The organism is Neisseria sp. P0007.S010, assembly GCF_051962875.1.
Lineage (GTDB): Bacteria > Pseudomonadota > Gammaproteobacteria > Burkholderiales > Neisseriaceae > Neisseria > Neisseria subflava_A.
This window is the reverse complement of record NZ_JBQCUX010000005.1, coordinates 148097-162654: the sequence shown is the minus strand read 5'-3', so window position 1 is coordinate 162654 and position 14558 is coordinate 148097. Positions and strand designations below refer to the sequence as shown.

15 protein-coding genes are annotated in these 14558 nt (G+C 39.2%); 9 read left to right on the top strand and 6 right to left on the bottom strand.

What is annotated here, in order from left to right:
- The first annotated feature begins 81 nt into the window (after positions 1 to 81).
- From ACTHR7_RS05495 to ACTHR7_RS05455, 9 genes are all read left to right on the top strand, one after another.
- Positions 82 to 567, top strand: coding sequence for an aminoacyl-tRNA deacylase (locus ACTHR7_RS05495; RefSeq protein ID WP_440370475.1), 486 nt, complete (start codon positions 82 to 84; stop codon positions 565 to 567).
- Positions 568 to 582: 15 nt separating this feature from the next.
- Positions 583 to 1170, top strand: a complete 588-nt coding sequence (locus ACTHR7_RS05490; protein ID WP_440370474.1) for a DnaJ domain-containing protein — start codon at positions 583 to 585, stop codon at positions 1168 to 1170.
- A gap of 3 nt (positions 1171 to 1173) precedes the next feature.
- Positions 1174 to 2046 carry an EamA/RhaT family transporter gene (locus ACTHR7_RS05485; protein WP_440370473.1) on the top strand — a complete coding sequence of 291 codons (873 nt, stop codon included), beginning with the start codon at positions 1174 to 1176 and terminating at the stop codon, positions 2044 to 2046.
- Between the two features lie 160 nt (positions 2047 to 2206).
- Positions 2207 to 2917, top strand: a complete 711-nt coding sequence (locus tag ACTHR7_RS05480) for a DUF6973 domain-containing protein (protein WP_293205016.1) — start codon at positions 2207 to 2209, stop codon at positions 2915 to 2917.
- A gap of 32 nt (positions 2918 to 2949) precedes the next feature.
- The gene (hemB, locus tag ACTHR7_RS05475) at positions 2950 to 3951 is read left to right on the top strand and encodes a porphobilinogen synthase (protein ID WP_293205013.1); all 1002 of its coding nucleotides are present in this window, start codon (positions 2950 to 2952) and stop codon (positions 3949 to 3951) included.
- 433 nt (positions 3952 to 4384) lie between these two features.
- A complete protein-coding gene (locus ACTHR7_RS05470; RefSeq protein WP_070765480.1) occupies positions 4385 to 5032 on the top strand; it encodes a heteromeric transposase endonuclease subunit TnsA in 648 nt (215 codons plus the stop codon).
- A complete protein-coding gene (locus tag ACTHR7_RS05465) occupies positions 5029 to 6891 on the top strand; it encodes a Mu transposase C-terminal domain-containing protein (protein ID WP_009311767.1) in 1863 nt (620 codons plus the stop codon). The genes ACTHR7_RS05470 and ACTHR7_RS05465 overlap by 4 nt, the downstream gene beginning before the upstream one ends.
- The gene (locus ACTHR7_RS05460; protein WP_107996797.1) at positions 6888 to 7781 is read left to right on the top strand and encodes a TniB family NTP-binding protein; all 894 of its coding nucleotides are present in this window, start codon (positions 6888 to 6890) and stop codon (positions 7779 to 7781) included. Before ACTHR7_RS05465 ends, ACTHR7_RS05460 begins: the two co-directional genes overlap by 4 nt.
- The gene (locus ACTHR7_RS05455) at positions 7778 to 8791 is read left to right on the top strand and encodes a TniQ family protein (RefSeq protein ID WP_107996798.1); all 1014 of its coding nucleotides are present in this window, start codon (positions 7778 to 7780) and stop codon (positions 8789 to 8791) included. The genes ACTHR7_RS05460 and ACTHR7_RS05455 overlap by 4 nt, the downstream gene beginning before the upstream one ends.
- Positions 8792 to 8884: 93 nt before the next feature.
- Here the strand turns inward: ACTHR7_RS05455 and ACTHR7_RS05450 are convergent, their stop codons facing one another.
- The 6 genes from ACTHR7_RS05450 to lipA all read right to left on the bottom strand — a co-directional run bounded on the left by ACTHR7_RS05450 (position 8885) and on the right by lipA (position 14445).
- Positions 8885 to 10600: a DUF2326 domain-containing protein gene (locus ACTHR7_RS05450; RefSeq protein WP_009311764.1), complete on the bottom strand. Its 1716-nt coding sequence runs from the start codon at positions 10598 to 10600 to the stop codon at positions 8885 to 8887.
- On the bottom strand, positions 10591 to 10818 hold the full coding sequence (locus ACTHR7_RS05445) for an ABC-three component system middle component 6 (RefSeq protein ID WP_036529231.1): 228 nt from the start codon (positions 10816 to 10818) through the stop codon (positions 10591 to 10593). The genes ACTHR7_RS05450 and ACTHR7_RS05445 overlap by 10 nt, the downstream gene beginning before the upstream one ends.
- Positions 10805 to 11359 carry an ABC-three component system protein gene (locus ACTHR7_RS05440; RefSeq protein ID WP_049344795.1) on the bottom strand — a complete coding sequence of 185 codons (555 nt, stop codon included), beginning with the start codon at positions 11357 to 11359 and terminating at the stop codon, positions 10805 to 10807. The genes ACTHR7_RS05445 and ACTHR7_RS05440 overlap by 14 nt, the downstream gene beginning before the upstream one ends.
- The gene (locus tag ACTHR7_RS05435) at positions 11356 to 11571 is read right to left on the bottom strand and encodes a hypothetical protein (protein WP_049344796.1); all 216 of its coding nucleotides are present in this window, start codon (positions 11569 to 11571) and stop codon (positions 11356 to 11358) included. Before ACTHR7_RS05435 ends, ACTHR7_RS05440 begins: the two co-directional genes overlap by 4 nt.
- An 82-nt stretch (positions 11572 to 11653) precedes the next feature.
- The gene (locus ACTHR7_RS05430) at positions 11654 to 13411 is read right to left on the bottom strand and encodes a hypothetical protein (RefSeq protein ID WP_009311761.1); all 1758 of its coding nucleotides are present in this window, start codon (positions 13409 to 13411) and stop codon (positions 11654 to 11656) included.
- Between the two features lie 62 nt (positions 13412 to 13473).
- Complete coding sequence (gene lipA / locus ACTHR7_RS05425; RefSeq protein WP_440370472.1) at positions 13474 to 14445, bottom strand: lipoyl synthase; 972 nt, start codon at positions 14443 to 14445, stop codon at positions 13474 to 13476.
- Positions 14446 to 14558: the final 113 nt, after the last annotated feature.

The window sequence follows — 14558 nt, the reverse complement described above, 5'->3', positions numbered from 1 at the left end:
AAAGAAGGTATGGTAACATTGCGAATGTTTACGTTCCACATTTAAGAGGGGCCGTCTGAAAAGGATGGCGGAAAACAACCTATGAGTAAAGCAGAATATCCGGTTACGCAGGCAGTACGCTTTTTACGCAGTAAGAAAATCGATTTTGTTCCTTATGTTTACGCGTATGAAGAACACGGCGGTACGGCGCGTTTTGCCGAATGTACGGGCAAGCCCGAGCATCAGGTCATCAAAACGATTGTTTTGCAGGATGAGCATAAAAAAGGTTTGGTTGTTTTAATGCACGGCGACAAACATATTTCTACCCGCAATCTGGCGCGTGAACTGGACTTGAAACACATCGAGCCGGCAACGGCGGATCAGGCGGCGAAATGGACGGGCTATTTGGTTGGCGGGACATCGCCGTTCGGTATGAAAACCGCGTTGCCGGTTTATGTGGAAGAAAGCATTTGGGCTTTGGACGAGATTTTTATCAATGGCGGCAAACGAGGGTTTATCGTAGGCATGAAGCCTGAAAACCTGCGGACGCTCAATCCGAAAGATGTTCATGTTGCAGTCGATTCATAAAGGATAGGAATACAGATGGAACAATTAAATTTATACGAAATCTTGGGTGTATCTCAGGATGCTGATATCAGCGTTATCCGCGAGGCTTACGGTAAATTGGTGGCCAATCCGGACATTCAGAAAGATGCGGAGCGGTTTAAAGTCATCGGACAGGCGTTTGAAGTATTGTCTCATCCGGAAAAACGTTTGGCTTATGATGCGGCTATGCAGTACGAGCGTCAGGAAGTCAAAGAAAACAGCTTCAATGATACGGCGACAAATGTGGTCAACACGCCCAGCTCTGACGTAAAAAACTATGTTTTTATTGCCTATGTGACATATGCCTTGGGCTTGTTTATTTGGTTTACACCCGTCGTCGGTGTGATTTTGGCGTTTATCAAACGCGATGAAGCGCAAGGCAGCATTTACGCCAGCCATATTGATTATCTGATTAAGACATTTTGGGTGTCTTTGATTGGTATGGTTTTAGGGATGCTGACCATACTTATCTTAATCGGTTGGCTGATTTTGGCAGCAACCGGTATTTGGCTCATTTATCGCGTAGTCGTAGGACTTATCAAACTGAATGAAGATAAGCCTGTTTCCACTCAAGGATGGTTTTAAAGCATGGCATATTTATTGGCAAGTATCGTTTGCAGCGTGTTGGTTTCCGTATTGCTGAAAGTGGCGCGCAAGCAAAAAATCAATATCGAGCAGGCGGTGGCGGTGAACTACATCGTTGCCGTCACTTTGACCATGCTGGTGTTAAAACCCGATTTGAGCAATCCGCAGGTATTTTTACCGACTTGGTGGCTTTTTGCGGCCTTGGGCATCTTGTTGCCAAGCGTGTTTGTCATTATGGGCAAATCCGTAGATGCGGCAGGTATCGTCAAATCGGACGCGGCACAACGCTTATCGCTGTTTCTGCCGATTGTCGCTTCATTCACGCTTTTCCATGAACAGTTGACCGAAGGCCGTCTGATTGGTTTGGTATTGGCATTTACGGCACTGTTTTTCTTGCTTTGGAAAAGCGATGGCGGCAAGAAATCCGGCGGCCTCAGCACGCAAGTGATGCTGCTTTTGGGCGTTTGGTGCGGCTACGGCGTCATCGATATTTTGTTCAAACAAGTGGCGAAAAGCGGTACCGCGTTTGCCGGTAATTTGCTGGTGGCGTTTTGTTTGGCCGGTATCTTGATGTTTGGCTACCTGTTTGCCAAAGGAAGCAAATGGACCAAAGAGGGCATAGTGGGCGGTATGATTTTAGGCTGCCTGAACTTTTTGAATATTGTTACCTACATTTCTGCACACCAAATCATGAAGGATAATCCGACCTTGGTATTTGCCGGAATGAACATCGGCGTGATTGTTTTGGGTACGCTGATTGGTGCGGCAATATTTAAGGAAAAAATCAGCAGAATTAATGCAGCCGGTATCAGCATTGCTATTTGTTCGATAGCCTGCCTGTTTTACTGGCCGCAGATTCGCAGCTTGGTAGGTTAAAAATACTCAGGCCGTCTGAAAGTTTTCAGACGGTCTTATTTTTATTATAAAATAGCCATTCATGCGCCGATTTGTCCGTATGGAAATTAATTTGCGCTTACGGGCGTTTCTATGTTAAACAAAGAAGTTGAACTCACACAATAATATCGATAGTTACATCATGAAACATATTAAAAAACACATTCAATGCGCCGTTTTCGGCATGCTGGTATTGTCCGGTTGCCAATCGTATCAGGAAGATCAAAGCCGCCGCAGTAAAATGGCACAATTTGCGCTTAACCATCCCGTAGCCGCCCAAGTTATCGGCATGGAAGACGAAGGCTTAATCAATATGACCAGTAATGCCACACGCTTTGCCGAGCGTACAGGTTTGGACGACAAAGCAAACAGCGACAGCAGGGGGACACAGGTCAATGCCGTACGCCAAGCATTATGGCAGGCGGCGATTGCTTCTAAATTCGACAGCATTATTGCCGAAAAAGCAGGTAATGCGCGCCTGACGGATATGGAGTTGCGAGAAGGTAAAGACGATTACTTCAGCCGTTACCTTGCCGACCAGGCAGTCGATCAACGCAACAACCGTATCGGCCGCAGTATCGGCAGTGCCAAACCCGACAGCGATATGAAGACGCTGGCGGCAAGCATTTTGTTCTACTACAACAAAGTAGGCTTATGGACGGCTTCCGAAGTGAACAACCGTTGGCGCATCAAACAGGAAAAGCTTTCAGACGGCCAGTATGCCGAGGCATTGAAAAATATCGCCAAATTGGATCAAAACGGTATGACCGAACAAGAACGTAATAGTTATAAAACCGGTACGCTCAGCGAAATCAAACGTTCGGTCAAAGCCATACGTCAAGTCGAAGACTGATTTTAAGACTTCATTATTGAAAGGCAATTGTTATGAATTTCCCTCAGCGTTATGTCTCAAACACCCGTATGCGTCGTATGCGTAAAGATGATTTTTCACGTCGTCTGATGCGCGAGCATACTTTGACGGCAGATGATTTGATCTATCCGGTTTTTGTATTGGAAGGCCAGAATCAGGAAGAGGCAGTACCATCTATGCCGGGTGTCAAACGCCAAAGTTTGGACAAATTGTTGTTTACCGCTGAAGAAGCACTGAAGCTTGGCATTCCTATGCTGGCTTTGTTTCCCGTGGTAACGCAAAACAAAACCGAGTTTGCGGAGGAGGCTTATAACCCTGAAGGCTTGGTACCGACAGTAGTACGAACCTTGCGCGAGAAATTCCCAGAACTGGGTATCATGACCGACGTTGCCTTGGATCCTTATACCATTCACGGCCAAGACGGTTTAACCGATGAAAATGGCTATGTCCTCAATGATGAAACCATTGAAGTTTTGGTAAAGCAGGCTTTGTGTCATGCTGATGCGGGCGCACAAGTCATTGCCCCATCAGATATGATGGACGGACGTATTCTTGCTATCCGCGAAGCCTTGGAAGATGCAGGACATATCCATACGCGCATCATGGCATATTCGGCAAAATATGCTTCAGCATTCTATGGCCCATTCCGCGATGCCGTCGGCAGCTCCGGCAATTTGGGTAAAGCAGACAAGAAAACCTACCAAATGGACCCTGCAAACACTAATGAAGCCTTGCACGAAGTAGCATTGGATATTCAAGAGGGCGCAGATATGGTCATGGTAAAACCGGGTCTGCCGTATCTGGATGTCGTCCGCCGAGTTAAAGACGAGTTTGGCGTACCGACTTACGCTTACCAAGTTTCCGGCGAATATGCCATGCTTCAGGCTGCCATTCAAAACGGCTGGTTGGATGGCGAAAAAACCATTTTGGAAAGCTTATTGGCATTCAAACGTGCTGGTGCTGATGGTATTTTGACTTACTATGCGATTGAAGCGGCAAAATTGTTGAAGAAGTAAAATAAAGAAATAAATCAAAAAGCGGCAAACAGTGTTTATCCTGTTTAGCCGCTTTTTTGTATTACTTAAGATTGGCTCAATAGGGCCTGACTAAGGTTTATTTTTTGAAAATCTAAAGAGTTTTGCATAAATAAAGGCCGTCTGAAAAACAGTTACCAGACGGCCTTATATGATTTAAACCTTAGTGGTGGCTACAACCGCCGTGGGTTTTGTGAATTCCAATGTTGTTTACGACTAGAATATGCAAAATCTTATACTTCTAATAATGTTATTTGCGACTGAAAACAAAAATTTTGCATTAAGATTTGAAAATAATATTGTTATTTGAGACTAAATTATAAGAAAGCTAATTGAGTTTGGGTTATTGATAAAGGGCATTAACTCATTAAGATTGTCTTCCTTTTAATCCTTTTTCTACTACACATATAAAACTATGCCAATCCGTAAAATTCCTAAAAACTATCGAAATATTACAGGTATCGCTCCATATAACAAAGCTATAGGCATTGCAGCTTATGAGTCATCTTTGGAGCGTGATTTTTTAACTCTGCTGGAATTTGATTCTAATGTGCAGCATTTCGAAGTACAGCCTATCACGATTGAGTGGTTTGACCCAGCAGGAAAGAAGCATATCTATACCCCTGATGTTTTGGTTCATTATCAAAATGATGTAATTATTTACGAAGTAAAATATCGTAGCGATTTACGTAAAAACTGGTGTGAACTCAAACCTAAATTTCAGGCTGCCTTACATTTTTGCAAATTACACGGTTGGCATTTTAAACTGATTACAGAGTTAGAGATTCATACTGATTATTTATGCAATGTACGCTTTTTATTGCCATATCAACAAAATGGCTTATCTGGCGAATACAGCGAAGCATATATGACTTTATTGGATGAATCGTTACGCGAATTGAAAAAATCCACACCTAAACAGCTTATTCAACAGACTTTTCAGGATGAATACAATCAAGCAAAATTATTGCCTGTATTGTGGTACTTAATTGCAGAACGAAAAATTGGCGCAGATTTAAATCAACCACTCACTATGCAATCCGCTATATGGTTTAAAAAATGAAAGCAACTTTAAATGTGAATGTCGGTGCAATGGTTTTGTTTCAAAACAAAATCTGTGTAATTACAGCAGTCCTGGATTTAGAAACATATCAGTTACGCGATAGTGTAACCGGTGCAGATTACCAAGCAAAATTAGCGGATCTATCAACAGTCCAGAGTGCTGAATTAACCCACTTAGATAGTATTCCTGAGCAAAAATGGCAATTAGCTCAACAACATTTCGATGTAATTGAGCCACTTATCCGAAATCCAAAACGTAGTAAATCTGATGTTCAAGCGAGAGCTGCCGAATGCGGTGTACATATCAGTACGGTTTATCGCTGGTTAAAAAGTTATAAGGAAAGCGGCGTTCTGACTGCTTTAACACGTAAGCAGCGTAGTGATAGTGGTAAAACACAGCTTTCTGATGATGTAGAACAGCTTATCAGGCAAGTATTGGAAGTGGATTATTTAAGCACACAACGTAAATCAATACAGAAAATCATTAGAGAAATTACACGGCGTTGCCATAAACAAAATTTACCAGCTCCTCATGCTAATACCATTCGTTCTCGAATCAAAAATATTGCGCCTCAAATTAAAACTGCTAAACGGCTAAGCCATAAAGCAGCAGAAATGAAATTTTCTCCTTTACAAGGTAGCTTTCCAAATGCCGATTATCCGCTTTCAGTGGTACAAATAGATCATACAAAGTTAGACATTATTTTAGTCGATGATGTATATCGTAAGCCTATTGGTAGGCCGTGGATTACGCTGGCGATTGATGTGTTCAGCCGAATGGTTACGGGATTTTATGTGTCATTCGATCCACCAAGTGCATTATCTACAGGTTTGTGTTTAGCACATAGTATTTTGTCTAAAGAAAGCTGGTTGGCAAAACATGGAGTGAAAGGGCGGTGGCCTGTGTGGGGTTTGCCACGCAAAATTCATTTGGATAATGCAAAAGAATTCCGTGGCAAAGTGCTGGAAAAGGCGTGTAAACAATACGGTATTGAAATTGAGTGGAGGCCTGTGGCACGTCCTCATTTCGGAGGACACATTGAGCGTTTACTGGGTACGATTTTGGATGAAGTCCACGGTTTAACTGGTACTACTTTTGCAAATACACAACAAAGAAAAGATTATGCTTCCGAAAGCAAGGCGGCATTAACGCTAACTGAATTTGAAACGTGGTTAACACTATTTATTTGTGATGTTTATCATCAGCGTACTCATTCTGGATTGGGAATCTCACCGTTAGCCAAATGGAAATCAGGTGTATTAGGAGATGATGTTTCTTTAGGAACAGGATTACCTGATAAAGTGGTTGATGAGACACTATTGCGCTTGACCTTTATGCCGTTTGAAATGCGAACGGTGCAGCAATATGGGGTAGTTATCCATAAAATCACTTATTGGCATGACGTTTTACGACCGTGGATTGCAGCAACTAATCCGACTAATCCTAGACAGGCTCGCCAGTTCATTTTTCGCATAGATCCACGTGATTTGAGCGTGATTTGGTTTTATGACCCAGATTTATTGATGTATTTTCCAATACCTTATCGGAACAGTTCGAATCCGGTTATCAGCATTTGGGAGTTACGAGAGATTCAGAGACAATTAAAAAATGAGCAGAAACAGAATATTGATGAGAACATGATTTTTGCAGCATACGGACGAATGCGAGAATTGGAACAGCAAGCTCAAGGTAAGACTAAAGCCATCCGTCGCGCTCAACAACGTCGCCAATTAGATCAAAGTACTCGAGCATCTTTACCTATGCCTCAAATTGATTCGAGGAATATTATATCGTCTGAAAATGAGGAAAATATGTTTGATGATATTCAGCCTTTTGAAGATTTGGACGATTTATCATGAATTATCCTCACCTTTCTCCCAAAGCAGAAGAACAACTAAAGTATAGTGATATTGAGCGCATTGAATACATACGTTCCCCACGTTGGATAGGTTATCCGCAGGCTCAACAGATTTTGGTAAAACTGGAAGATTTGCTAAGTTTCCCGAAACAAAACCGTATGCCTAATATGTTGTTGGTTGGTGATACTAATAACGGTAAAACCATGTTGATTAAATATTTTTTGCGGCAACATCCAGCCCATGATAATCCACATGGAAATGGTATTATCGCACCAGTAGTGATTATTCAAGCACCGCCTATACCTGATGAAAGCCGTTTTTACAATGCTATTTTAGATTTACTGTTTGCCCCCTATAAAACTCATGACAGGACAGATAAAAAACTTGCCCAAGTGCTTCATTTGCTCAAATACGTTAATACTAAAATGTTGATTATTGATGAAATCCACCATATCCTTTCCGGGAGTTTGAATAAGCAGAAAACGTTTTTAAATGTAATTAAATACTTAGGAAATGAATTACAAATTCCGATTGTAGGTGTAGGTATTAAAGACGCATATCGAGCCATTCAAACTGATGCACAGTTGGCCAACCGTTTTGAACCTGCGGTGCTTCCTCGTTGGGAATTAAATAAGGATTTTATGCGTTTATTGATGAGCTTTGAACGGATGCTGCCGCTTAGTCAACCGTCGGATTTACATGAAATTTCGTTGGCTACAAAGTTATATGCCATGAGTGAAGGATATATTGGAGAGCTTTCTCGTTTGCTGACACAAGCTGCTGTAGCCGCTATTCAACAACAAACTGAATGTATTAACGAAACAATCTTAAATTCAATCAACTGGATTAGCCCAAGCCAACGTAAACGTCAATTGGATAAACTCAGATGATTTTACCCGCTCATCCGAAACCTTATCCTGATGAATTGTTTACATCATGGTTGGTTCGCTTAGCACATGCAAACGGGTTGAAAGTACAAACCTTCTGTCATTTGCTATTTCCTAATTATGAGATATGGAATAGGGATATAGATCGCCATACTCCTGACTGGTTGGTCAATACATTGGCTGAAAAAACAGGCTGTTCAACCATTCGAATCAAAACAACCACATTAGATAGCCTACAAGGTCGATTATTTGACAAAAACAATTTTTCAGGACAATTGACGTGGATAAACAGCCTTAAAGCCAATCACCGTAAACGCGATAATAATGCTATTGTTTATTGCCCGCTATGTCTAGCTACTGACAATGAAACATATTTCCGAAAATCATGGCGCATAGCCCTATATACATTTTGTCCAATACATCAAATCATGATGCATGATTGCTGTCCTAAATGTGGTATATATGTTGCTTTTCACCGACAAGATTTAGGTAAACCTAATTTGCAGCGCTTTACAGAGTTGAAATATTGTTGGAATTGTCAATATGACTTGAGCAACAGTCCTTGTGAGAATGTTATTTTCTTTAATGATGAAATCAGGCTGCAATGGCAAAATTGGTTAAACCGAATTGCTAATCTTGATTATCTTTTTAACCAATCTGAAAAAGAACAACTAAAAATTCTGCATCACTTTTTGGCGATTACTACATCAAAGAAGTTTGCACCGGATTTGTACTCTTATTTGTGCAAGCAAATACATCAGACTCCAGTTCAATTAGAACGTTCTCGTCGACTGAGTTGGGAAAGTCGCAGTTTGGTGGAACGACACAGCACGATTTATTCTTGTATGTGGTTGTTGCAAAATTATCCGAATAATTTGATCCAAGCATGGCATGATAAAGTAATTCGATATAACCATTTACTGAAAGATTTCCGAGATTGTCCTGATGATTTTCGTCAAATTGTTTCTCAAATGAATAGGAATATTTATAAGGAATTATATCGGAAGTTATGAGTTTTTGATGAGGTCGAAGTAGATTAGCCTCTAATTTTAAGCGTGCTGTCTGAAAGATAGAATAAAACCTACTAAAGAGGTGGGTTATGGGCATCATTTGGCATTATCAATACGAAAGAATTTATCTTCAGAAGTCAAAAATAAAACTGTATCTTTTTCCAAATCAGGATAATCTTTAATTTTATCGTTAATAATAGGAATAATTAATTGGCCATTTTGTTGATTTGCCAAGTTGAATAATACAGAAATCTTCTGAATATCAACAACTTCGATTTTATCTTGAGTTGCAAATAACGGTCTTCTAAGGTTTTTATCATTGCAAAAGGCCATATAAGCTAAATCAAAGGCCATTACTACTGCTTGTTTTTCTCCTGAGCCTGGGTTGTGGTTAAACTCATCTATTTGAAATTTAAATATGTTAGTATCTTTAGTTAGGTTGAATGACAACAAGTATTTTTGGCCGGTTAACTGTTCGGTATATTTGGAAAAGTAGAAATTGAATATTTTCAAATTCTCATCTAGTAGTTCAGTATTTCTATGCATTTCTTCTACGAGATTATCTAATTTTTCCTTTAGTTCTTTTGATTCTCCAATGTAATGGTTTAGCTCTTCTAATAATGCGTCTGCTTCTCCCTTTTCTTTGTATTTGGTGGCAATCCTGTCGTTGAGTTTAGTGTATTCACGTAATGAGCCAGTTTGTCCTAATTTATAAAGTAGCCGATTATATTCGTCAGTCAAATAAGAACGCTCGTTTTCCAACTCAGAAATACGAGTATCGCTTTTTTGTATGCTTTTTTTAAGAAAAGCGATTTCGTTTTTCAGCATAGTATTATGAAAATTAACTACTTCATCAAAAGTCTTTGCTAATTCTTCGTTATAAAAATTTGCTTCCTCATAGAGATATTGCAAAGTACTACCGTTTGCAGATACTGCGTCACGCTCTAACCGCGTAATTCTTTCGTTTGCACCGTTCCGTTTTAAACGTTGTTCTGCCAGTAATTGTTCGTTTTTGTTTAATTGAATTTGAATATTCTCTAATTGCGCCGCTTCTTCGTCATATTTATCGGAAATGTTAAAAGCATTGCGCTGAGCTTCTAAATCATAAAGTTCACCTTCAATCAAATTGATTCGTTGCTTCAATGAGCTAATGCTATTACGCTTTTCCAATACGTAAAGTGCATTTTCTATACTTCGCTGTTGCTTCTCTACTTCGGATTTTTTACTTAACAGATTTGTTTGATTAAAGCCGAATAAAAACAGATGAATTTTTTCATATTCAACATTTTTGCAAAAACTTCCATTGAAATATAATATCTTATCAATTTGGTTGTCCCGCTGGCGGATAAATTTTCCAAGTAATTGGCGTAGAGTAGGTTTGGGGTCGGTAAAATTAAACAAAAGCTCTTTCAGCTTTAGGTCAAACTCTTCGTGCTTGTATTTTTTGCCATCAATATAGTTAGTAATTTTGCTTCGAGCGGTTAGATCAAGACAACGTTCGATAATGATTTCATCGGATGCATCAAAAGAGTGTGAAAGTGTAAGTTTGAATGTAGGTTTTTCTTTTTTGAGAAAATCAACAACTAGGCGGTTTTCTGTTTTAAATTCAGAATCGGTGTAAATAGCTTTTGCGTCTTTACCTGCCAAGCAAAAATCAAGACAGCGAATTAGGGTAGTTTTACCTAAACTATTGGAAGAGTTTTGTTGGTTTTCATCCGAACTGCCTAAGATGATATTAATGCCTTTTTTGAAGGTTACTTCCCTAATGGTCTTACCTGTTTCACTAGTTAGCGTAAATTTTTTTAGAAACATTTTTTTAATCTTCCATCACCATTCGAATCAATTAAGCCTGCCAGAAACAACCAGTCAAGTGTTAGCATGAATTGAGGAAAGCTGACATTCAGCTGGTTACCGTATTTTTCAAACATTTCTACAGCATAAAATGGCTCCGTGGATTCACGAAGTTTACCTATTAAATAAGCCCCTACAGAGTAAAGGCTTTTTTGGGGTTCTGTCCTATTGAGAAGCATAGTCGGATGGTGGTTTGTCAAAAATTTTGCATTCTGCAAATATATAGAATACCACAAATTCAACAGCTTTTTGTTCTTCTAGAGCAAGTCTTGTGTTCTTTCCAATTAATGCAGTTTCAATTTCGGAACAGACTTTTTCAATAATTTTATCTGCAGAACAATTAGTATTTTTGCGGCGTATCTTACGATAATAATGTTTAATATGCTGGGTAATGCTTGTTTCACATGCAGGATCTACTTCAGAAAGTATTTTGATTTGATTTTTAACATAGTGATACCCCTCCTGGAAGTCTTCTAATGGATCAAAATAAGAAATTTCATTAAAGTTAATTTTATTTTCGATGGTATAAGATTTTGTATCTATTGGAGTAAATTCTTCTCCATTTTGAGCGTTTTTATATATTCCGCTCAGCACCTTTTCAATCGCTGATAAAATATCTACATCGGTGTTTTGATAGTAAGTAATGTTATTAATAACATCCCCACCAGCTTGTATATTATTATTTCCGCTTATATCTTGCTGATGTTTTCCGCCAATCATGGTTTACCCTTTCGTTTGATAATGTTTTTCCCCGCTTGCTGATTATTATCGCCTTGAATAGATTGATTTATAATATTGTTTTTTTTATCATGTTTTGACTTTTTGAACTTAAAAAGCGTTGCAATTAGACCTATAACGGGAAAAACTACACCAACTATCCAAGCAATTGTTACTCCTATATCTGATTTAATCCATTGAATAAATTGTTCCATATTTTTTCCAAGTTCAAAGTTTTTAATACAATCTAAACTGAATACCCCATTAAAACATGTACCAGCTTTAGGGGCTGAAAACTTATTTTTTAAAATCTAAATTATTCGTAAATTCAAAAACTTTTTCGCTAATTTTCCGTGCAAAACTCGCAATATCTTTATGCGTATGTTTTAGAGTAGTAATTTGCAAACTAGTTCTTTTGGGAATTTTATCCCAAATTCCTCGTTTTTTTGCCAAGACGTATAACAATTGACCCAGATACTTCATCTCGTCATTTGTCTCAAAATAAATAATTGCTGTAACGAAATGCTCACTTTTCCGAGCTTGAATTTCAATCAACCAAAATGTCCTATCTTTATAATCAATTTTTCCTAATAATACCTTACGCCTTGTTTTGGTTTTGGAAACAAGATACGACCATTGGGCTTTATGGGCTGAATCAGTTAATGGAACAAACTCACAAGCCGGAGAGCTGGACATATAGATAGCTGCTTGAATATTTGAATATTCTTCATTCAAATGTTCGATAGCCCGTACGGAATTTTCAAAAGTTGCAGCTAAGGCATCTCTATTGTGTTTTTCGGATTGGGTATTAAATGTGCTAATGGACGCAGGTGCAATTGTAGTTTGGCCCCATGTACCTAAATCCGCGCCTAAGCCGGTTACATTCATTTGTTCATTTATAACAAGTTTCTGTGCTTTGTATTCATTAAACGGTTTTTTGGGTTTTTCAATCTTTTTACCGATCAAATCTGAAAAGCAATTTATGTTTAAGTCAAATTGTAATGTTGATACGCAAGTGTCTGATTCATATTGATTTTGGATAATGGAGTTTCCTTTGAGACTGGAAGTTCGTCCCTCTCTTCGATACTCTTTCTTTTCATCATCAGGTATATCTGTTTTCTTATCTCCCTTTCGGTTGTCATTATTCCTATCAACAGAAATATCGGGAAAAGGAGCCGAACAAGAACAAATCTCCGTAACTAAGAATCTATCAACAATTTTAATACCGCGAACCACTAAATTGGTTGAATTGATAAATGGGAAATTGGTAGATAATAATGTAGTTGGTTGTTCGTTAAAACCTATTTTTATTAGGGAGTTTTTAATCTGAAAGAATCCGGATAAAGCAATATCTGAAGTCAATATTCTTGCTAAAATAAAGGCCTCTTGATCTGTATATTGCTGTGGTAATTTAATGACTACCTTGTCTGTTTCATTATCTATCGCATATGAAATTTTTGTAATTTCTTCTGGATTAGAAAATGTTAAATGAGCTAGTCTAGTTGAACAGGCATAATAAAAACGGATAATTTCTATTACTGGAATAATTATTCCATTTTTGTAATTCTCATTTTGAATTTTTAAGCAAGAAAAAGGTACTTTTGCATCTGTTGCAAAATTTTTCTGCAACAATAGTTTGCATTCTTGCTCTCTTCCGCTTGAATCTAAATATTTTATTTTGTAATTGCTATTAATTATTTCTACTGTATTTGCATTTATTTCAATATTTTTAAGAGTAACTATATCTGTAACTGCTTTATTATTTTGAAGTTTTCCTTTTATCCAAAGAGATCCAACTCTTAAAATAGGAAGCAAGCCTATATTAACAGGAATCTTTTTTAATTGATTATATTCTGGAATTTCTCTACCAGAATTATCAAATCTAGCAAAGTTATATACAGAATTATCATGAAAGTTAACTGGGCGTAAATAGACTTCAATAAACAGGTTATTGTTATTTTTCAATTGGGAAAAAATCTTCCCTAACCTATCAATTCGCCACAATTTATTATCATGTGGGAATTCGGCAATTTCAATAACTGGTTGTTGATCCATATTTGCCCAGTCGAACTTATCGTTATAAAGTCGCAAATAGCGTAGTTCAGTCGCAAATAGCGTCAGAATTCACAGGTTTCACGCAAAGCTTCGGCTGCTTGTTCGTCAGCGTGGTAGCTGGAACGAACCATTGCGCCGATGGCGGCATTGGTAAAGCCCAATTCGTATGCTTCTTTTTCAAAAACTTTGAATTGGTCGGGCGTTACATAGCGCAAGACGGGCAAGTGGCCGTCTGAAGGTTGCAGATATTGGCCGATGGTAATCATCTCGATATTGTTGGCACGCATATCGCGCATGATTTCGCGCACGTCCTCGTCGGTTTCGCCCAAGCCGACCATGATGCCGGATTTGGTCGGGATATGGGGCATCATTTCTTTGTAGCGGCGCAGAAGCTCGAGGGAATGTTGGTAGTTGGCACCCGGACGGGCTTTTTTATACAGGCTTGGATGGGTTTCCAAGTTATGGTTCATCACGTCGGGTGGCGTTTCTGCCAAGATTTCCAGTGCGATATCCAAACGGCCGCGGAAATCGGGAACAAGGATTTCGATTTTGGTATTCGGGCTGGTTTCGCGGATGGCTTTGATGCAGTCGGCGAAGTGTTGGGCGCCGCCATCACGCAGGTCGTCACGGTCGACGGAAGTGATTACGACATAGCGCAGGTTCATGGACTTGACGGATTCGGCCAAGTGTTTAGGCTCATCAGGATCCAACATATTGGGGCGGCCATGACCAACGTCGCAGAACGGGCAGCGGCGGGTACAAATATCGCCCATGATCATGAATGTGGCCGTACCCTTGGTAAAGCATTCGCTGATATTTGGACAAGATGCTTCTTCGCACACGGTATGCATTTTTTGTTCACGAAGAATGTTTTTGATTTCAAAGAATTTCTTGCCCGGTAATTTGGCGCGGATCCATTCGGGCTTTTTCAATTTTTGTTCCAATGGAACCACTTTAATCGGAATACGTGCAGTTTTGTCTGCGCCTTTCAGTTTGATGCCGCGTTTGGGGTCGTTTTTTACTTCTTCACTCATGGTGATGTGTTCTTTCTGTCGTTATAAAGGCCGTCTGAAAAGCTGATTGTGGCCTTTATGGCCTAAGGGCTTGTGAGTTCAGAGGGGCAGTTAAAAGATGGCGTTTGGGTCGA